Annotated in this window: 24 protein-coding genes and 1 pseudogene; 5 read left to right on the top strand and 20 right to left on the bottom strand. The window is 66.5% G+C overall.

All coding sequences use genetic code 11. The features are described from left to right. Nucleotides 1–34 precede the first annotated feature (34 nt). Nucleotides 35–1,408: a glutamate--cysteine ligase gene (locus STE01S_RS15015; protein ID WP_003046674.1), complete on the top strand. Its 1,374-nt coding sequence runs from the start codon at nucleotides 35–37 to the stop codon at nucleotides 1,406–1,408. Between the two features lie 21 nt (nucleotides 1,409–1,429). On the opposite strand, the gene STE01S_RS15010 is transcribed toward STE01S_RS15015, so the two are convergent. From STE01S_RS15010 to STE01S_RS14925, 19 genes and pseudogenes are all read right to left on the bottom strand, one after another. After that, nucleotides 1,430–2,101 carry a glutathione S-transferase family protein gene (locus STE01S_RS15010; RefSeq protein WP_058811006.1) on the bottom strand — a complete coding sequence of 224 codons (672 nt, stop codon included), beginning with the start codon at nucleotides 2,099–2,101 and terminating at the stop codon, nucleotides 1,430–1,432. Between the two features lie 46 nt (nucleotides 2,102–2,147). Beyond that, complete coding sequence (gene yihA / locus STE01S_RS15005; RefSeq protein ID WP_003046680.1) at nucleotides 2,148–2,798, bottom strand: ribosome biogenesis GTP-binding protein YihA/YsxC; 651 nt, start codon at nucleotides 2,796–2,798, stop codon at nucleotides 2,148–2,150. Continuing rightward, entirely contained in the window at nucleotides 2,795–4,546 is a 1,752-nt protein-coding gene (gene yidC, locus STE01S_RS15000; RefSeq protein ID WP_062769104.1) for a membrane protein insertase YidC, read from the bottom strand. Before yidC ends, yihA begins: the two co-directional genes overlap by 4 nt. Before the next feature lie 42 nt (nucleotides 4,547–4,588). Next, a complete protein-coding gene (gene yidD, locus STE01S_RS14995; RefSeq protein ID WP_003046687.1) occupies nucleotides 4,589–4,801 on the bottom strand; it encodes a membrane protein insertion efficiency factor YidD in 213 nt (70 codons plus the stop codon). Between the two features lie 195 nt (nucleotides 4,802–4,996). After that, nucleotides 4,997–5,335: a ribonuclease P protein component gene (gene rnpA, locus STE01S_RS14990; protein ID WP_062769101.1), complete on the bottom strand. Its 339-nt coding sequence runs from the start codon at nucleotides 5,333–5,335 to the stop codon at nucleotides 4,997–4,999. 41 nt (nucleotides 5,336–5,376) lie between these two features. After that, the gene (gene rpmH, locus STE01S_RS14985) at nucleotides 5,377–5,511 is read right to left on the bottom strand and encodes a 50S ribosomal protein L34 (protein WP_003046693.1); all 135 of its coding nucleotides are present in this window, start codon (nucleotides 5,509–5,511) and stop codon (nucleotides 5,377–5,379) included. Between the two features lie 128 nt (nucleotides 5,512–5,639). Next, nucleotides 5,640–5,948, bottom strand: a complete 309-nt coding sequence (locus tag STE01S_RS14980; protein WP_051066415.1) for a PGPGW domain-containing protein — start codon at nucleotides 5,946–5,948, stop codon at nucleotides 5,640–5,642. 158 nt (nucleotides 5,949–6,106) lie between these two features. Beyond that, entirely contained in the window at nucleotides 6,107–6,937 is an 831-nt protein-coding gene (locus STE01S_RS14975; protein ID WP_062769098.1) for a hypothetical protein, read from the bottom strand. A 105-nt stretch (nucleotides 6,938–7,042) separates the two neighbouring features. Then, entirely contained in the window at nucleotides 7,043–7,702 is a 660-nt protein-coding gene (locus tag STE01S_RS14970; protein WP_062769095.1) for a glutathione S-transferase family protein, read from the bottom strand. Continuing rightward, complete coding sequence (locus STE01S_RS14965) at nucleotides 7,699–8,163, bottom strand: hypothetical protein (protein ID WP_062769092.1); 465 nt, start codon at nucleotides 8,161–8,163, stop codon at nucleotides 7,699–7,701. Before STE01S_RS14965 ends, STE01S_RS14970 begins: the two co-directional genes overlap by 4 nt. Continuing rightward, entirely contained in the window at nucleotides 8,141–8,644 is a 504-nt protein-coding gene (locus tag STE01S_RS14960) for a VOC family protein (protein WP_062769089.1), read from the bottom strand. Before STE01S_RS14960 ends, STE01S_RS14965 begins: the two co-directional genes overlap by 23 nt. After that, complete coding sequence (locus STE01S_RS14955) at nucleotides 8,641–9,054, bottom strand: VOC family protein (protein ID WP_062769086.1); 414 nt, start codon at nucleotides 9,052–9,054, stop codon at nucleotides 8,641–8,643. The genes STE01S_RS14960 and STE01S_RS14955 overlap by 4 nt, the downstream gene beginning before the upstream one ends. 22 nt (nucleotides 9,055–9,076) lie before the next feature. Further along, nucleotides 9,077–9,877, bottom strand: coding sequence for a VOC family protein (locus tag STE01S_RS14950; protein ID WP_062769199.1), 801 nt, complete (start codon nucleotides 9,875–9,877; stop codon nucleotides 9,077–9,079). Nucleotides 9,878–9,920: 43 nt separating this feature from the next. Further along, the gene (locus STE01S_RS20850) at nucleotides 9,921–10,274 is read right to left on the bottom strand and encodes a DUF1428 domain-containing protein (RefSeq protein ID WP_255265973.1); all 354 of its coding nucleotides are present in this window, start codon (nucleotides 10,272–10,274) and stop codon (nucleotides 9,921–9,923) included. 69 nt (nucleotides 10,275–10,343) lie between these two features. Beyond that, nucleotides 10,344–10,640: pseudogene (locus STE01S_RS20845) on the bottom strand (DUF1428 domain-containing protein); the annotation flags it as partial. Nucleotides 10,641–10,675: 35 nt separating this feature from the next. Further along, complete coding sequence (locus tag STE01S_RS14940; protein ID WP_062769083.1) at nucleotides 10,676–11,344, bottom strand: glutathione S-transferase family protein; 669 nt, start codon at nucleotides 11,342–11,344, stop codon at nucleotides 10,676–10,678. A gap of 4 nt (nucleotides 11,345–11,348) precedes the next feature. Then, a complete protein-coding gene (locus STE01S_RS14935) occupies nucleotides 11,349–11,567 on the bottom strand; it encodes a DUF4287 domain-containing protein (RefSeq protein WP_062769080.1) in 219 nt (72 codons plus the stop codon). Beyond that, nucleotides 11,564–11,995, bottom strand: coding sequence for a VOC family protein (locus STE01S_RS14930; protein ID WP_062769077.1), 432 nt, complete (start codon nucleotides 11,993–11,995; stop codon nucleotides 11,564–11,566). Before STE01S_RS14930 ends, STE01S_RS14935 begins: the two co-directional genes overlap by 4 nt. Nucleotides 11,996–12,028: 33 nt before the next feature. After that, complete coding sequence (locus tag STE01S_RS14925; RefSeq protein WP_058810994.1) at nucleotides 12,029–12,670, bottom strand: TetR/AcrR family transcriptional regulator; 642 nt, start codon at nucleotides 12,668–12,670, stop codon at nucleotides 12,029–12,031. Nucleotides 12,671–12,820: 150 nt separating this feature from the next. Between STE01S_RS14925 and STE01S_RS14920 the strand changes: the two genes are divergently transcribed. Next, nucleotides 12,821–14,329, top strand: coding sequence for a YifB family Mg chelatase-like AAA ATPase (locus tag STE01S_RS14920; RefSeq protein WP_062769074.1), 1,509 nt, complete (start codon nucleotides 12,821–12,823; stop codon nucleotides 14,327–14,329). 2 nt (nucleotides 14,330–14,331) lie between these two features. Here the strand turns inward: STE01S_RS14920 and STE01S_RS14915 are convergent, their stop codons facing one another. Next, nucleotides 14,332–14,694: a response regulator gene (locus tag STE01S_RS14915; RefSeq protein WP_003046733.1), complete on the bottom strand. Its 363-nt coding sequence runs from the start codon at nucleotides 14,692–14,694 to the stop codon at nucleotides 14,332–14,334. Between the two features lie 89 nt (nucleotides 14,695–14,783). On the opposite strand from STE01S_RS14915, the gene STE01S_RS14910 reads away from it, so the two are divergent. Genes STE01S_RS14910 through STE01S_RS14900 form a run of 3 tightly spaced genes read left to right on the top strand, consistent with a single transcriptional unit; the run spans nucleotide 14,784 to nucleotide 16,187 of the window. Beyond that, a complete protein-coding gene (locus STE01S_RS14910) occupies nucleotides 14,784–15,056 on the top strand; it encodes a DUF3572 family protein (protein ID WP_082813356.1) in 273 nt (90 codons plus the stop codon). Next, nucleotides 15,053–15,694, top strand: coding sequence for an HAD family hydrolase (locus STE01S_RS14905; RefSeq protein WP_058810991.1), 642 nt, complete (start codon nucleotides 15,053–15,055; stop codon nucleotides 15,692–15,694). The genes STE01S_RS14910 and STE01S_RS14905 overlap by 4 nt, the downstream gene beginning before the upstream one ends. 28 nt (nucleotides 15,695–15,722) lie before the next feature. Beyond that, nucleotides 15,723–16,187: a RidA family protein gene (locus STE01S_RS14900; protein WP_003046743.1), complete on the top strand. Its 465-nt coding sequence runs from the start codon at nucleotides 15,723–15,725 to the stop codon at nucleotides 16,185–16,187. The last annotated feature ends 4 nt before the right edge of the window (nucleotides 16,188–16,191 follow it).

Here is a 16,191-nt window from a genome sequence, read left to right as displayed (position 1 = left end):
CCAAGATGCCGCGAGGCCGCTTACATGCGCTGCCATGAGCACGCGGCAGGTTTCAGATCAAAACGATCCCATCATCGAAAGCCGCGACCAGCTCGCGGCCCCCATGATCAAGGGCGAAAAGCCCAAGGAGCGGTGGCGGATCGGCACCGAGCACGAGAAATTCGTCTATCGCACCAGCGATCACCGGGCGCCGAGCTACGACGAACCCGGAGGTATCCGCGACCTTCTGATGGCGCTCACGCGTTTCGGCTGGGAGCCGGTGATCGAGGGCGGCCATGTCATCGCGCTCGCGGGCAGCGACGGCACCGTCAGCCTGGAACCCGCGGGCCAGCTTGAACTGTCGGGCGCGCCGCTCGAAAATCTGCACCAGACCTGCGCCGAAACCGGCCGCCACCTGAAGCAGGTCAAGGAAGTCGGCGCCGAGCTCGGGCTCGGCTTCCTCGGCGTCGGCATGTGGCCCGACAAGACGCGCGCCGAACTGCCGGTCATGCCCAAGGGCCGCTACAAGATCATGCTGAACCATATGCCGCGCGTCGGCAGCATGGGGCTCGACATGATGCTGCGCACCTGCACCATCCAGACCAACCTCGACTATGCGAGCGAGGCCGACATGGTGCAGAAGTTCCGGGTGAGCCTGGCGCTTCAGCCGCTCGCGACCGCTCTCTTTGCTTCCTCGCCCTTTACCGAGGGCCGCCCCAACGGCTTCATGTCGTACCGGAGCCATATCTGGACCGACACCGATCCGGCGCGCACCGGTATGCTGCCCTTCGTGTTCGAGGATGGCTTCGGCTATGAACGCTATGTCGATTACATGCTCGACGTGCCGATGTATTTCGTCTTCCGCGACGGCCAGTATATCGACGCCGCGGGCCTCAGCTTCCGCGATTTCATGAAGGGCGAGCTGGCGGTCCTGCCGGGCGAATTGCCGCGGCTTTCCGATTGGAACGACCATCTGTCGACCGCCTTCCCTGAAGTGCGTTTGAAGAGCTTTCTCGAAATGCGCGGCGCCGACGGCGGCCCGTGGAACCGCATCTGCGCGTTGCCTGCACTCTGGGTCGGGCTGCTCTACGATCAGGGCGCGCTCGATGCCGCATGGGATCTGGTCAAGGGCTGGAGCATCGAAGAACAGCAGGCGCTGCGCGATGCGGTGCCCAGCGAGGGCCTCGACGCGCCGGCGCCCGGCGGCGGGACGCTCGGCGAACTTGCGCACCGCGTCCTCGATATCGCGGCCGCGGGCCTGGCGGCGCGGGGCGAGGTCAATTCGATGGGCGATAACGAGGTCGGCTTCCTCGAACCGTTGCGGCGTATCGCCAAGAGCGGCAAATCGCCCGCCCACGACCTGCTCGACCGGTACGAGGGTGCCTGGCATCACGACCTGTCGAAAATCTACGACGAGCAGAGTTTCTGAGCGCACTGGCGGGTCGGTGCGTCAGTCCTGCTGCGCGCCTTCGAACTGCTCGATGACCCAGTCTTCGGCCTGCGCGCCGCCGATCCATTCCTGCATATGCGGATGGCTGACGACCGCCTGGCAGTAAGGCAGGGCAAAGCGCGGCAACGGGATCGAATAGGTGATGAAGCGCGTCACGACCGGCGCGAACATCATGTCGGCGGCCGACCAGTCGCCGAACAGATAATCGCCCTCGCCCCCGAACCGCGCGCGCGCCTCGGCCCAGATCTGGAGGATGCGGACGACGTCGGCCTGCACCTCGGGCAACAGCTCCGCGGCGGGATAGATGCGGCGGATGTTCATGCTGTGGTGGCGGCGTAGCGCCGAGAAGCTGGCGTGCATTTCGGCCGCCATCGACCGCGCCATTGCGCGCGCCGCCATGTCGGCAGGCCAATAGCCGCGGGCGCCGCCCGTTTTTTCGTTGAGATAGTCGATGATCGCCAGACTGTCCCAGACGACGATATCGCTGCCGTCCCACAGGATCGGCACCTTGCCGCCCGACGGCGCGAATTCATCGCCCTCGCGGCGGCGATTCCAGTCCTCGTCATAGAGCGGAACCGTGACTTCCTCGAACGGCAGACCGCTGTGGCGGGTGGCGAGCCAGCCGCGCAGGCTCCAGCTCGAATAGGCCTTGTTCCCGATGAAGAGTTTCATGCGGTCTCCATATTCCCATCCCGCTTGCGGGAGGGGAGACATTTCGTCAACTCTCCACCGCCTCCAGCACCGCGGTGCGCAGCTCGGCGATGCCCATGCCCTTTTCGCTGCTCGTCACGATCACCTCGGGGTGCGCGGCGGGATGCTTGCGGGCCTCGGCCTCGGTGGCGGCGTGGACCGCGGCGAGTTCGCTCGCCTTGATTTTGTCGGCCTTGGTCAGCACGACGCGGTAGCTGACCGCAGCGGTGTCGAGCATTTCGAGCACCTCGCGGTCGACATCCTTGAAGCCGTGCCGGCTGTCGATCAGCACCAGCGTCCGTTTGAGTACCTGACGCCCGCGCAGATAGTCATTGACCAGAAAACGCCATTTCTTGACGACATCCTTGGGCGCCTTCGCAAAGCCATAGCCCGGCATGTCGACAAGGCGGAACACCAGCGGATTGCCGACGTCGAAATAGTTGAGCTCCTGCGTGCGCCCCGGCGTGACCGAGGTGCGAGCAAGCCCGTTGCGATTGGTCAGCGCGTTGAGCAGCGACGATTTGCCGACGTTCGAGCGGCCGGCAAAGGCGATCTCCGGCACGCTCGGCGCGGGCAGATGCTGGAGTGCGGGCGCCGATTTCAGAAAGGCGATCGGACCCGCAAACAGCTTGCGGGCGCGTTCGCCGCGATCTTCGGCCGCCGGATCGATCTCGCTCACTTTACCGGCGCCGCCCGAAGCTGCGGGAATTTGCGATACATCCACTGCTGCTGCGCGATCGACAGGCAGTTGTTGGTGATCCAGTAAAGCAGCAGGCCCGCCGCGAAGGGCGCCATGATGAACATGAACATCCACGGCATGATCTTGAACACCTGTTGCTGCACCGGATCGGTCGCCTGCGGATTGAGGCGGAACTGCAGGAACATGGTGATGCCCAGGAGCAGCGCGAGCGGCCCGAGCGCGAGCAGCGACGGCGGCGTGAAGGGCAGCAGGCCGAAGAGGTTTAGGAAGTGCAGCGGATCGGGCGCCGACAGGTCGCGAATCCACAATGCGAAGGGCTGGTGCCGCATTTCGATCGTCAGCATCAGCACCTTGTAGAGCGCATAGAAGATCGGAATCTGGATGACGATCGGCAGACAGCCCGCGAGCGGATTGATCTTTTCGTCCTTGTAGAGCTTCATCAGCTCCTGCTGCATCTTCGGCTTGTCGTCCTTGTGACGTTCCTGCAGCGCCTTCATCTTGGGCTGGACGAGGCGCATTTGCGCCATCGAATGGAACTGACGCTGCGCGATCGGGAACATCAGGCCGCGAATGATGACGGTGAGCAGCATGATCGCGACGCCGAAATTGCCGATCTGGCGGAACAGCCAGTCGAGCAGCTTGAAGATCGGCTTTTCGAAAAATTCGAACCAGCCCCAGTCGATCGCGTTCGACAGGCGCGTGATGCCCTGCTGGTCCTGATAATGCGACAGGATGCTGACTTCCTTCGCGCCGGCGAAGATACGGCTGGTGGTCGACACCTGCGTTCCCGGCGCCACCTGTTTGAAGTCGCGCGCGAACAGCGTCTGATAATTGTCCGCGGCCGGCGCGGTGATCGACGCGGTGACGCGTTCGCCCTTCGCCGGGATCACCGCGGCGAGCCAATATTTGTCGGTGAAGCCGAGCCACGCCGCCGAATTATATTTGAAGGCCTCCCCATTATCGAGATTCTGGTAATCGACATCGAACTCGGACTTTCCGTCTACGAAGCCCGTCGGCCCCACATGAATAGTGACGCTGTCCTTTTCGTGCGGGTCGGTCGGCTTGCCGAGGCGGTCGAGCAGTGCGAAGCTGCTTGCCGCGACCGGCGCGCTGCCCGCGTTCGCGATCGTCTGCTTCGCGGTGATCAGATACTTGTCGTCGATGCTATATTCGACGCGGAAGGTCTGGCCGGTCGTATTCGACCAGCTGAGCGTCACCGGGGTCGCCGGGGTCAGCTTCGTGCCGCTGGCGGTCCACAGCGTGGTCGGCCCCGGAACCTCGATCCCCTGCGCCGACCAGCCGACGCTCGCGAAATAGGCGGCCTTGCTGTTGCCCGGCGCGAACAGGCGCACCGGCGGCGCGTTCTTTTCGATCGTCTGGCGATATTTGGTCAGTGTGATGTCGTCGATGCGCGCGCCGACAAGGTTGATCGATCCCGCGAGCGACGGGGTTTCGATCGGCACCCGATTGCCCGTGGCAAGCGCCGCCTCGACCGGCAGAATCGTCGTCTTGGCGACCGGCGCCGCGACCGCGGGCGTGCCGGATGGGGGCGCGCTGGCGGGCTGGCCCTGCGTCGCCGCGGGGGTCGCACCGGGCGCGCCGGCGACGGTCTTGGTCACGTCGGGCTTTGCCGGGGTGGGAAAGAATTTCTCCGAAACGAAATTCCAGCCGAGCAGGATCGCCACCGACAGTAAAATTGCCGCGATCAGGTTACGCTTGTCGTCCACGCTCTTCGGTCTCTCTTCTGGTCAATGTGGGGAAATGCCGCATCAAGGTACGGGGTCGTAGCCGTGGCCGCCCCAAGGATGGCAGCGCAATAGCCGCTTTGTCGCCAGCCAGCCACCCTTGATCGCACCATGGCGTTTCAGCGCTATGATCGCATATTCGCTGCACGACGGCGCATAGCGGCACGTCGGCGGCAGGATGCGCGACGGGCCCAATTGCCAGGCACGGGCGATCAGGATGAGCAAGCGGGCAATCATGGAAAACGCCCGGAAAAATGCGCAACTTCACACGCGCTTGCACCAATTGCGGCGCCATGACTCGGGTCGGGAAGGGGCACGGAGCGCATATCCGCAGAAAACTGCGCAACTTCATTCGCGATTCGCGGTTTGCGGCGTGAAACGGATGGGGTCATGTCTGGACGCTATGCCATCGGAACAATGTAGGACAGCCGGTCATTTCGCCAGCTTCTTCGCCGCGCGCTGCAGCGCCGAATCGAGATGCTCACCCAGCTCGGCAAAAGCGATGTCGTTGCCGCCCGGCCGCCCGATCATCACATGGTCGGCGCCGGCGATTCCCCGCGCGGGGATCACCGCCCGGGCGAGAGCGCGGAAACGGCGCTTCATCCGGTTGCGGGTGACGGCGTTGCCGACCTTCTTGCTGACGGTAAAGCCGATGCCCGGCGCATCGTCGCCGTCGCCGCGCGAACGCACGAGCAGGACAAAGCCGGGCATGGGAAAGCGAAGGCCGCGGTTGGCGGCCAGAAATTCGCTGCGTTTGGAAAGCGATCGCACCAGCCCCAGCTCCTTTTGGGCTGGCGGCGAAGCGTCGGCGATTAGGCCGACAGCTTCTTGCGGCCGCGCGCGCGGCGGGCGGCGAGAACCTTGCGGCCGCCGACGGTCGCCTTGCGGGCGCGGAAGCCGTGACGGCGCTTGCGCACGAGGCGGCTCGGTTGATAGGTGCGCTTCATCGCGGTATCCCCAAATTCTCTTCAATCGGTGCAACGAAAAAGGGCCGCCAAGCGAGGGCGGCCGCTGATCGAGGCGCGGATAAGCGAGAGTCGGGCGAAAGTCAATCGCCCTCGATGCCCGATCGCGATCAATCCGCATCGAGCGCCTCGAGCGCGGCGCGGGCGCGGCGGCGCGCGGCGCTGACCCGGCGCATGACGCGGTCGGTCCAGGCACCATAGCGCGGATGGCGGCGCTTGAAGCGGACATAGCGGCGTTTTGCCCAGGCGCTGTTCTGCAGGACCAGCATCAGCCCGACCGGAAACAGGATGATGAAGCCGGGGCCGGGTAACGGGCCGATCAACACGGCGACGATCATCAGCAGCCCGCCGAGGCAGAACAGCGCGCTACGCACCTGCGCGTTCGATCGCAATCGCTGGTATAAGCCGCGCTTTGCCATGCCGGGCGATGTGGGGAGCGTCGAGGCGTGTTGCAAGGGTAAGGCAGCTCGGCGCGCCGACGCCTTTTTCGTCATCCCGCATCAAGTCCGGCATGACGATGATGGATATGGCAAAATACGGCCGCAACCGGCCCTTCCCAATGGAGCGACGGCGATACTCAGTTCAGCGGGACGAAGCGCGCCATATCGTCGCGGGTCAGGTAGCGCACCTGATCGAAGGGGGTGGCGTTGGTCAGCGCATAGAAGGCGCGGGCATGGGCATCGTCCATGCCCATTTCGCGGTAGAGGCCGATATATTCGGCATGGACGGGATCGCTGGCGGGATAGTCCTTTGCCTCACGCCCATATTCGTCGGCCCAGCTGTGGACGCCGAATTCGGCATCGGGAGCGGCGCGGCGGGTGGAACCGGCGAGCCAGAGCTCGACCGCACCCGACCGCACCGAACCGCCGCTCGGGACGACGGTTTCCAGACCCGCCCGGCGAATCGCGCGGGCGAGAATCAGATTGGCCTCTTCATCGAGGCTGCCGGGGCAGTCGATCATCTCCAGCCGCTTTACACCCGGAAAGGCCGCGAGCATCGCGGCGAACTGGCGCGGCGTCGCATCATCGACATCGCCGCTCATCCGCGCCGTCGTGCCGTCGACGACCGCAAAGGGACCAAAGCGCGCCTGCGCCGGGCCGCGCGTCGCCAGCCCGGCGCCGGGGGCGTAGCGCCGCGTCGCGCCCAGATCGGCCGCACCCGCAACCGCGGCATCGTCGAGCAGGGCGGCGGTGTCGTCGCCGGCCGCGACCGCGTCGGCTTCGTCGGCGTCCGCATCCCCGGCATCGGGCGCGTCATCATCGACCCATGTCACGGTAGTCGTCACCGTGGTCGTGATTGTCACGAGCTGCTGCGCCCGCGCCTGCGCCGGCGCGAAGGCGAGCAGCGCCGCGAACAACGCGACGAGCAGCGTCCGGAGAAGCGCGGCGGGGGCGACAGGCGAAACCATCGCCTCGCCTTCGCGCGCGCGCGGTTCCCAAATGGCAAAGCACCACCGTCAGCGCGGCGTTAACCGCATATCGGGACGCCCCCAGTCAGTTCGGAACGCGGAGGCTCAGTCGCGGTCGGGGGCGCCCAGCGGGAAATAGCTGCGATAGGGCCGCGCATCCTCGACGCAGCGCGCCACCGACGGCCGCGCGAGCAGGCGGGCGCGGTAGGCGCGCACTTTGGCGTGAGCCGGGTCGATCGGATGCACCCAGTCGGCATAGAAGAGCGCCGGCGCCGCGGCGCAATCGGCGAGCGTGAAACCATGGGGCGTCGCCCAGCCATCATCGCCGAGCCGCAACTCGAGCCAGCCATAGACTTGTTCGAGCTGATCGCGCGCGCGGGCGACGCGGGCCAGATCGGGCGTTTCGGTGATGAAGGGCAGATATTCGGCCACCGCGGCCTGAAAGCGCGCCTGGAAATGATTGTCGAATATCCGGTCGAGGAAGCGCACCTCCAGCGCCGCCTGCGGATCGGCAGGAATCAGCCGCGGGCCGGCGTCCGAGCGCTGATCGAGATATTCGGCGATGATGCTCGCCTCGAACAGCGGGCGCCCGTCATCGACGATCAGCGGAAATTGCCCGACCGGCCAATGCGCCCGCAGTTCGTCATAATGGGTGAAGGGCGGCTCGGTCTCAATCGCGCGGAATTCGTGCGCGACCTCCTTTTCGTAAAAGGCGATCTGCGCCTTCCACGTATAGGAGGAAAAGGGGTGGCCATAGAGGATCATCGGTCATTCTCCTGCCGCATCGACAGCCACGCAAGCGGCAGGCCGATGAAAGCGATATGCGGAAATAATGCGATCGCGCCGTTGGCGAGATCGGCAGGCGGAAAGGGTGCGCCGAAACGCAGCGGCAGCACGATCGCGTTCATCACCAGATAGAGGATGACGCCGTAAAGCGTGCCGCTGAGCCACCACGGCCTGCGCAGCGCGGGGATTCGCGCCGCCGCGGCGAACCAGACGCCGACCATCGCCGCCATGATCGCATAGTGGGTAGCGAGCCCCGCGAGCGCGCCCGCCGCGCCCCAGTCGGCAGCACCGTCGCCAAAGGGGCCCTTGGCGACGCCGCGTAGCATCCGCCCGGGATCGCTGCCCGCGAGCACGCTCCACACCGCAGCATAGAGGATGTCGAGCGTGCCGCAGAGCGCCCAGGCGAAGAGGAAGGGGCTACGCCGCGCCAACGGCGTCACCCCGCACCGCGGCCTCGATCGCCGCGATGTCGATCTTTTTCATCGTCATCATCGCATCGAAGGCGCGCTTCGCCACCCCCTTGTCGCTGCTCGTCGTCGCTTCGATCAGGATCCGCGGGGTGATCTGCCAGTTGAGGCCCCATTTGTCCTTGCACCATCCGCACGCGCTTTCGGCACCGCCGTTGCCGACGATGGCGTTCCAATAGCGGTCGGTTTCTTCCTGCGTTTCGGTCGACACCTGAAAGGAAAAAGCCTCGCTGTGCGGAAAGATCGGGCCGCCATTCAGCCCGACGCACGCGATACCCAGAACGGTGAACTCGACGGTCAGCGCATCGCCTTCCTTCCCGCCGGGAAAATCGCCGGGGGCGCGGTGGACCGGTCCGACCGCGCTGTCGGGAAAGGTCGCGGCGTAAAATTGCGCCGCTTCTTCGGCATCCTTGTCGTACCAGAGGCACAGCGTCACGGGGGGCTTGCCCATCATCCTTCTCCCTTCAGCGGATGGCCGATCGACCAGAGGTGGCCGAACGGGTCCTTCACCTGGGCGTAGCGATCGCCCCAGAACATATTTTCGGGTGCCATCACCGACGTCGCGCCCACCGCGATCGCGCGGTCGTACCAGCGGTCGGCATCGTCGACCTGCAGGTGCAGCGTCACGCCCGACGGCGCGGCCATCGCCTGGTCCGAATATTCGGGGAAATCGTCGTGCATCATCAGCGACGATCCGTTGATATGCAGATGCGCATGCATCAGCCGCACGCCGTCCTCGGCCGGCATCCGCACCTGTTCGACGGCGCCGAACGCCTGTTTGTAGAATTCGATCGCCTCGCTCGCGCGCTTGTCGGCGATCGCGATATGCGGGGTCAGTCCGCCGGTCGGCCCTTGATTCTCCATCGTCTCTCTCCCTTCTTTCGGTTCAGCGGCGCGGGCCGACGAGGCCGAAGGCGGCGCCCTGCGGGTCGAGCCCGGTTGCGGAAAATTCGCCGCCGGGGATTTCATGCGGGCCGCTGAGCAGTTGCCCGCCCTCGGCGGCAACGGCAGCCAGCGCGCGGTCGATGTCGTCGACGCCGATATAATAGGTCCAGGCGGACACCGGCATCTGCGGCATGCGCGGCATGACCGCGCCGATGCCGATGTCGCCAAGCTGCAGGAAGCGGTAGCTGCCCATCGCGCCCATATCCATCGCGCCCTCCTGCCCCCAGCCGAAGTGGCGGCGGTAGAAGGCGATCGCGGCTTCGGGGTCGTCGGTCGACAGCTCGTTCCAGCGGACATGCTGCGCCTCGGTCACCGAAAAGACGTCGCTCGTCATGCCCTCCATGCCCGGCGGCGGCACCGGGTTCATGACATAGAAGGGCGCGCCCTGCGGATCGCTGACCATCGCGATGCGGCCGACGGGCAGGTCGGTCGCGGGCATATGGACGCTGCCGCCGTCGGCGGTGATCGCGGCGACCGCCGCATCGACATCGGGCGTGTAGAGATAGCCGAGCCAGCCCGGCCGCGCGCCGCCCGCGAGCATATCGGCATTGAGCGCCAGCATGCCGCCAGCATTGCCGCCGTCGCTGCGCCCGATCATGCGGTAATCGACCCCACCAGGCGCCGCGGGATCGGCGGCGCCCGCAATCGTCCAGCCGACGACGGCGCCATAGAAGCGCGCCGCGCCATCGGGATCGCCGGTCATCAGTTCGTACCAGATGAAGCTGCCCTTGGGGTTCGTCATCATCATTCTCCGTTTCGTATCTGGGGAAGGAAGGGCCCTGAGGTCAGGCGTCGAGGATCGGCGCGAAGCCGCCGTAGATCATGCGCTTGCCGTCGAAGCACTGGTCGGCCGGGTCGTGCCGCATACGGTCGTCGGCCATGATCTTGTCCCAACCCGCGACGCGCGTTTCCTTGTCGGGCCATTCGATCCAGCTGAACACGATATTTTCGTCCGCTTCGGCGTGGGCCGCGCGGCGATAGTCGGTGACCTTGCCGTCCGGTACATCGTCGCCCCAGCATTCGAGGACGCGCGTCGCGCCATGATCGAGAAAAACGACCGCGGCCTTTTCGGCGAGCGCGCGATAGGCGTCGCGATTGGCGGTCGGAACCGCGACCACAAAGCCGTCGGTATACCCCATCGGGCCGCCCAGCCCTTCCTCGACGATCGAGGCGAAGCCCGCAACGATCATCCGCTGGCCGTCGAAGGGCATTGCCGCGCCCATCGCCTGCATACGCGGATCGCTCATCATCTTTTCGGTCGCGGCGTCGCGCACCGCGCGGTCGGGATATTCGAACCAGGAAAAGACGATCTCCTCGCCTTCCTTTGCCTGCACCGCGGTGCGGAAGTCGTTGACCTTGCCGACGGGGACGTCATCGCCCCAGCATTCGACATGGCGGCGAACGCCGAATTCCTTGAACAGCGCCACCGCATCGGCGGCATGCTCGCGATAGGCGTCCTTCGCATTGGCAGGCACCGCCAGCACAAAGCCTTCGACATAGGTCATCGTCTCTCTCCATTTTTCTTTCCAGGGGGATCAGGTCATGCGGCGCTCGGCTCCTCGGTGAAGGCGGCGAGCTGCGCCGCGAGCGCACGGCCGAAGGCGGGGCGGTCGAGGCAGCGCGCGAGATAGGTTTCGAGCCGCGGATGTTCGGCGACGACGCCCGCCTCTATCCCTTCGCGCAGCACCGTCGCCATCGCGATATCGGCGACGCTGAAGTCGCCCGCGAGATACGGCCGGTTGCCCAGCGCCTCCGCAAGCTTGCCGAGCCGGGTGCGAATGAATTCGAGCAGGCCGGGACGGCGCAGCCGCGCCCATTCCTCGCCCGCCGCGAAAATCTCTATGTTCGACAGTTCGAACATCAGCGGTTCGACGCTGTTGTAGGCGGCGAAGAGCCAGCTCGTCACCGTGGCGCGCCCTTGCGGGTCGCGCGGCAGCAGCGCGGCGTCCTGTTCGGCGAGATGGAGCAGGATCGCGCCGCTTTCGAACAGGCGGACATTGCCGTCGCGCAGCACCGGCACCTGCCCCCACGGCTGGTCGCGATAATGATCGGCCGGCCGGTTGACCGCGCTGATCAGCCGCTCGGCATAATCGACGCCCATTTCCTCGCACGCCCAGCGCGGACGCAGGTCGCGGACGAAGCCCTGCGCGAAATCGGGAACCCAGTCGAAAGCGGTGATTTCGATCGCCGCATCGGATTTGACGCCCATGGCCCTACTCCCTTTTGCCCTTGATGAACGCGACGATCGACATGGCGTGGCCATGGCCGAGGTCGAAATCCTGCTTCAACCAGTCGACCACCGCGCCCGCCTTCACCCCGGCGGCAAGCCCGCCCGCGTCGGCGAGGCCGCGCTCGACGGCGAGCGCGCGCAGCGCCTCGGCCGACTTGCCGGTCTTGGCCTCGACATTGTCGAGATACGCCTGGAAACTCATTGCGACACCTCGGGGACCGCCGCCTCGCCGTTCGCGACGGCGGGGTCCATCCAGAACGGCCCCCAGACATGGCCGTCGGGATCGAGGAGGTCGCGGCCGTACATGAAGCCATGATCCTGCACCGGGTTGATGTCGGCGGTGCCGCCGTGCGCCGCGCCGGCGGCGATCATCGCGTCGACCGCCGCGCGGTCGTCCATCGCGAGCGCGAGCGACACCTCGCTGGCGCTGGTCGGCGGGATCGGGCGATCGGTGAAGCTCTGCCACTTGTCGTGCGTCAGCAGCATCACGAAGATACTGTCGGACCAGACCATCGCCGCCGCAGTTTCGTCGGTGAAGCGCGGTTCGTTGGTGAAGCCGAGCGCCTCGTAAAAGGCCATCGACCGGGCGAGATCGCCGACGGGCAGGTTGACGAAAATCATCTTGGGCATGGGGAACACTCCTCTTCCTGGGGGGATTATTGGTCAGGTCCGCCCGAACAGCATGCGGACATAACGCGTCAGATGCGCGACACTTTCCCGCGCAATCGCCGGGTCATTGGTCGTTTTCGCCAGAACGAAGCCGCCCTGCAGCACCGACTGGATGTGCCGCGCGAGATCGAGCGCGCTCATCCCCGCGGGCGCGCCATAGGCCTGCATCGCGGCTTCGATGTCGGGGGCGAGCGCTTCGCAATAGGCGGCGATGCTCGCCTCGCACGCCAGCCGGATCGGCTCGCTGGTGGCATAGGCATCCTGCACCATCGTCCCGACGAAGCAGGTGAAGCCGTCGACCGGGCCGTGCAGCAGCGAAAAACGGAAATCGATATGGCCGAGCAGCCGGTCGAGCGGGTCCTCCAGCTTCGTGTGCGGCAGCATGTCGAACATTGGCCGCGCGCGTTCGGTCCAGGCCTCGGCCGCGGCGACCGCCAGCGCCTCCTTCGATTCGAAATGATGGAAAAAGGCGCCCTTGGTCACGCCCGCGGCGGCGCAGATCTGGTCGACCGTGGTCGCGGCATAGCCCTGACGCCGCACCTCCTGATGCGCGGCGGCGATCAGCTTGTCGCGCGCACTGCCGCGCGGTGCGCGAGGGGCCGGAAGCGGGTCGGACGATGAGTGAGTCGCGGTCATGAATGCTTACATACCAACTGGTCGGTATGTTGTAAAGAGGTGCGGGGGACGCATCCAGGATGGCGCCGAAAGGACTCGACCTTTCCGGCACTTGGCTTATGACGGAACGCAGAACAAAGCAGGCACAATCTGCGCCACTATGGGGGCAAAATGGTCGCGATCGTTTCTACCGTCGCCTATCTCGGGCTCGAAGCGCGGGGCGTCGAGGTCCAGTGCCAGATCGCACCGGGCGTGCCCGCCTTCGCGGTCGTCGGCCTGCCCGACAAGGCGGTCGCCGAGAGCCGCGAACGCGTGCGCGCCGCGCTGTCGGCGATCGGCCTCGCGCTGCCGCCCAAGCGGATCACCGTCAATCTGTCGCCCGCCGATCTGCCCAAGGAAGGGTCGCATTACGATCTGCCGATCGCGCTGGCGCTGCTCGGCGCGATGGGCGTCGTCGATGCCGAGACGCTGGGCGCCTATGTCGTCGTCGGCGAGCTGGGACTCGACGGACGGGTCGCCGCCTCACCCGGCGTGCTGCTCGCCGCGCTGCACGCGGGCAGCGTCGAGCGCGGGCTGATCTGCCCCGCGGCGCAAGGCCCCGAAGCGGCATGGGCGGGCAATGTCGAGGTGCTGGCGGCGACCGACCTGCTCGCGCTGCTCAACCATTTTCGCGGCACCGCGACGCTTTCCCCGCCCGTTCCCGGCGAAGTCGAGCCGCCGCGGCGCACCGCCGACCTGGCGCAGGTCAAGGGGCAGGAAACCGCCAAGCGCGCACTCGAAATCGCGGCCGCCGGCGGGCACAATCTGCTGATGAGCGGGCCGCCGGGTGCGGGCAAATCGCTGATGGCGGCGTGCCTGCCCGGCATCCTGCCCGACCTGACCCCCGCCGAAGCGCTCGAAGTGTCGATGATCGCCTCGGTCGCGGGCGGGCTCGAAAGCGGGCGGCTGGTGCGTGCGCGACCCTTCCGCGCGCCGCATCATTCGGCGTCGATGCCCGCGCTGGTCGGCGGCGGGCTGCGCGTGCGCCCGGGCGAAGTCAGCCTGGCGCATCTGGGGGTGCTGTTTCTCGACGAACTGCCCGAATTCCAGCGCGGCGTGCTCGACAGCCTGCGCCAGCCGCTCGAAACCGGCGAGGTCAGCGTTGCGCGCGCCAATGCCCATGTCACCTTTCCGGCGCGCGTGCAGCTTGTCGCGGCGATGAACCCGTGCCGCTGCGGCCATCTCGGCGACCCGGCGCTCGCCTGCAGCCGCGCCCCGCGCTGCGCCGCCGATTATCAGGCCAAGCTGTCGGGACCGCTGCTCGACCGGATCGACCTGCACGTCGAGGTCGAGGCGGTGAGCGCCGCCGACCTGACGCTGCCGCCGCCCGCCGAGGGCAGCGCCGAAGTCGCGGCGCGCGTCGCCGCGGCGCGCGCGGTCCAGACCACCCGCTATGCCGCACACAAGGTGCGCACCAATGCCGAGATCGACGGCGAGTTGCTGGAAGCGGTCGCGACCCCCGACGAACCGGGGCGGCAATTGCTGGCGCAGGCGGCCGAGGCGATGCGGCTGTCGGCGCGCGGCTATACCCGCATGCTGCGCGTCGCGCGAACGATCGCCGATCTTGCCAGCGCCGATTCGATCGGCCGCGTCCATATTGCCGAAGCGCTGAGCTACCGTCGGCAGGCGCCGCGGAATTAGGGTCAGGCGAAAGCGCCGACGCTTTCGATGAATTTGATGACCGAAATCGGCTTCGAGACATAGGCCTCGGCGCCCGCGGCGCGAATCTGTTCCTCGTCGCCCTTCCCGGCATAGGCGGTGACGGCCATGATCGGCACTGCGCGCAGCGTCAGGTCGGCCTTCATCTGGCCGATCAATTCGAGCCCGCTGACGTGCGGCAGCTGGATGTCCATGATAATGAGGTCGGGCGCGATTTCGCGCGCCTTGGCGAGCGCATCGCGTCCGTCGCGCACCGGATGCGCGCTATAGCCATGGGCGTTGAGCAGGTCGCAGAACAGGCGCAGATTAAGCTCGTTATCCTCGACGACCAGAACGGTCTTTCCCATGATGTTGAAGCTTTCCCCGCTTGCGTCCGCGGCCGGTTTAGGCGAATCGGCGGCGCGACACAATTGCTTCGCAGGGAAGGATTTTCGGCGTGAATGACGGCGACGCGGCGCTGGCGCTGCACGCGCTCGGCTGGATTCTGGCCGACGAGCCGCGGGCCGAACGGCTGCTCGGCATGACCGGCCTGTCGCCCGAAGGTCTGCGCGCCTCGCTCGGCGATCGCGCGACGCTGGCGGCGATCCTCGGCTTTCTTGCCGCGCACGAACCCGACCTTGTCGCCTGCGCAGAAGCACTCGATATAGACGCCGAAGCCTTGGCCGCTGCCGCGCGCCGCCTCGAAGGACTGGAAGGACCGACGCCATGACCCGCCCGCTCGTCATCACCGATTGCGACGAGGTGCTGATGCACATGGTCGTCCCCTTTGCGCAGTGGGTCGACGAGGAACATGGCGTGATCTTTCGGATGGAGGACACGAGTTTCGCCGGCGCGCTGAAGCGCAAGGAATGCGGCACGCCGCTGGAAGCGGCCGAGGTCTGGCCGCTGCTCGACGGCTTTTTCCGCACCGAAATGCCGCGCCAATATCCGATTCCCGGCGCGCTTTCCGCGATGGCCGAAATCGCGCGCCACGCCGACATCGTCGTGCTGACCAATGTCGGCCCTGACCATCAGGCGGCGCGCATGGCGCAGCTTGCGGCCCTTGGCTTCGACGCACCGGTGATCGGCAGCCGCGGCGGCAAGGGCGAGCCGGTGCGCGCGCTGATCGAGGAGCGCCGGCCGCCGGTCGCGGTGTTCATCGACGACCTTGCGAACCATCATCATTCGGTCGCGATCGAGGCGCCCGACGTGTGGCGCCTGCACATGGTCGGCGAGCCCGCGATCGCGGACAAGATACCCGCCGCGCGCCATGCCCATGCCCGCATAGACGACTGGGCAGCGGCGCAGGACTGGATTTTGGCGCGGCTTGCCGAAAAGGCTCCGGCCCCGGCGCCGCAGGCCGTATAATCCCCCAATCGAGACAGAAGGAATCACCATGGATATTGCCGCCAAGCTCGCCGACCTCGGCCTCGAGCTTCCCAAACCCGCCGCGCCGGTTGCCGCCTATGTCCCCGTCGTCGAGGCCGGCGGGCTGCTGCATATCAGCGGCCAGCTTCCCTTCCGCGACGGGCAGGTCGTGACCGGACGGCTGGGCGCCGACACCGACGAGGCAAGCGGCTATGACGCCGCGCGGCGCTGTGCCCTGATGCTCGTCGCCCAGATCGGCAAGGCGCTGGACGGCGATTGGTCGCGGGTCGAAAAGATCGTCAAGCTGGGCGTGTTCGTGAACAGCGATCCCGCCTTCACGCAGCAGCCCAAGGTCGCGAACGGCGCTTCCGAGCTGATGGAATCGCTGTTCGGCGAAGCGGGTCGCCACGCGCGCAGCGCCGTCGGCGTGTCGGTGCTGCCGCTCGGCGCGGCGGTCGAAGTCGACGCGATCGTCGCGGTGAAGCCCGCGTAAGCCC

The sequence above is a fragment of the Sphingopyxis terrae subsp. terrae NBRC 15098 genome (genome assembly GCF_001598815.1).
Taxonomy (GTDB): Bacteria; Pseudomonadota; Alphaproteobacteria; order Sphingomonadales; family Sphingomonadaceae; genus Sphingopyxis; species Sphingopyxis terrae.
Note: the sequence above shows the minus strand (reverse complement) of the source record. Positions and strands in the feature narration are given on the sequence as shown.

Bases quoted from the DNA above. Each gene is read 5' to 3' on its own strand.
- yidD (WP_003046687.1), bottom strand. From the start codon at position 4,801: ATGATTGCCCGCTTGCTCATCCTGATCGCCCGTGCCTGGCAATTGGGC.
- STE01S_RS14980 (WP_051066415.1), bottom strand. From the start codon at position 5,948: ATGGCAAAGCGCGGCTTATACCAGCGATTGCGATCGAACGCGCAGGTG.
- STE01S_RS14935 (WP_062769080.1), bottom strand. From the start codon at position 11,567: ATGAGTTTCCAGGCGTATCTCGACAATGTCGAGGCCAAGACCGGCAAG.
- STE01S_RS14930 (WP_062769077.1), bottom strand. From the start codon at position 11,995: ATGCCCAAGATGATTTTCGTCAACCTGCCCGTCGGCGATCTCGCCCGG.
- STE01S_RS14905 (WP_058810991.1), top strand. From the start codon at position 15,053: ATGACCCGCCCGCTCGTCATCACCGATTGCGACGAGGTGCTGATGCAC.
- STE01S_RS14960 (WP_062769089.1), bottom strand. From the start codon at position 8,644: ATGATGGGCAAGCCCCCCGTGACGCTGTGCCTCTGGTACGACAAGGAT.
- STE01S_RS15015 (WP_003046674.1), top strand. From the start codon at position 35: ATGAGCACGCGGCAGGTTTCAGATCAAAACGATCCCATCATCGAAAGC.
- STE01S_RS14920 (WP_062769074.1), top strand. From the start codon at position 12,821: ATGGTCGCGATCGTTTCTACCGTCGCCTATCTCGGGCTCGAAGCGCGG.
- STE01S_RS14955 (WP_062769086.1), bottom strand. From the start codon at position 9,054: ATGGAGAATCAAGGGCCGACCGGCGGACTGACCCCGCATATCGCGATC.
- STE01S_RS14975 (WP_062769098.1), bottom strand. From the start codon at position 6,937: ATGGTTTCGCCTGTCGCCCCCGCCGCGCTTCTCCGGACGCTGCTCGTC.
- STE01S_RS14940 (WP_062769083.1), bottom strand. From the start codon at position 11,344: ATGGGCGTCAAATCCGATGCGGCGATCGAAATCACCGCTTTCGACTGG.
- STE01S_RS14915 (WP_003046733.1), bottom strand. From the start codon at position 14,694: ATGGGAAAGACCGTTCTGGTCGTCGAGGATAACGAGCTTAATCTGCGC.
- STE01S_RS20850 (WP_255265973.1), bottom strand. From the start codon at position 10,274: ATGGGGTATACCGACGGCTTTGTGGTCGCGGTTCCGACCGCCAATCGC.
- STE01S_RS14970 (WP_062769095.1), bottom strand. From the start codon at position 7,702: ATGATCCTCTATGGCCACCCCTTTTCCTCCTATACGTGGAAGGCGCAG.
- STE01S_RS14900 (WP_003046743.1), top strand. From the start codon at position 15,723: ATGGATATTGCCGCCAAGCTCGCCGACCTCGGCCTCGAGCTTCCCAAA.
- rpmH (WP_003046693.1), bottom strand. From the start codon at position 5,511: ATGAAGCGCACCTATCAACCGAGCCGCCTCGTGCGCAAGCGCCGTCAC.
- STE01S_RS14950 (WP_062769199.1), bottom strand. From the start codon at position 9,877: ATGACGAACCCCAAGGGCAGCTTCATCTGGTACGAACTGATGACCGGC.
- STE01S_RS15010 (WP_058811006.1), bottom strand. From the start codon at position 2,101: ATGAAACTCTTCATCGGGAACAAGGCCTATTCGAGCTGGAGCCTGCGC.
- STE01S_RS14925 (WP_058810994.1), bottom strand. From the start codon at position 12,670: ATGACCGCGACTCACTCATCGTCCGACCCGCTTCCGGCCCCTCGCGCA.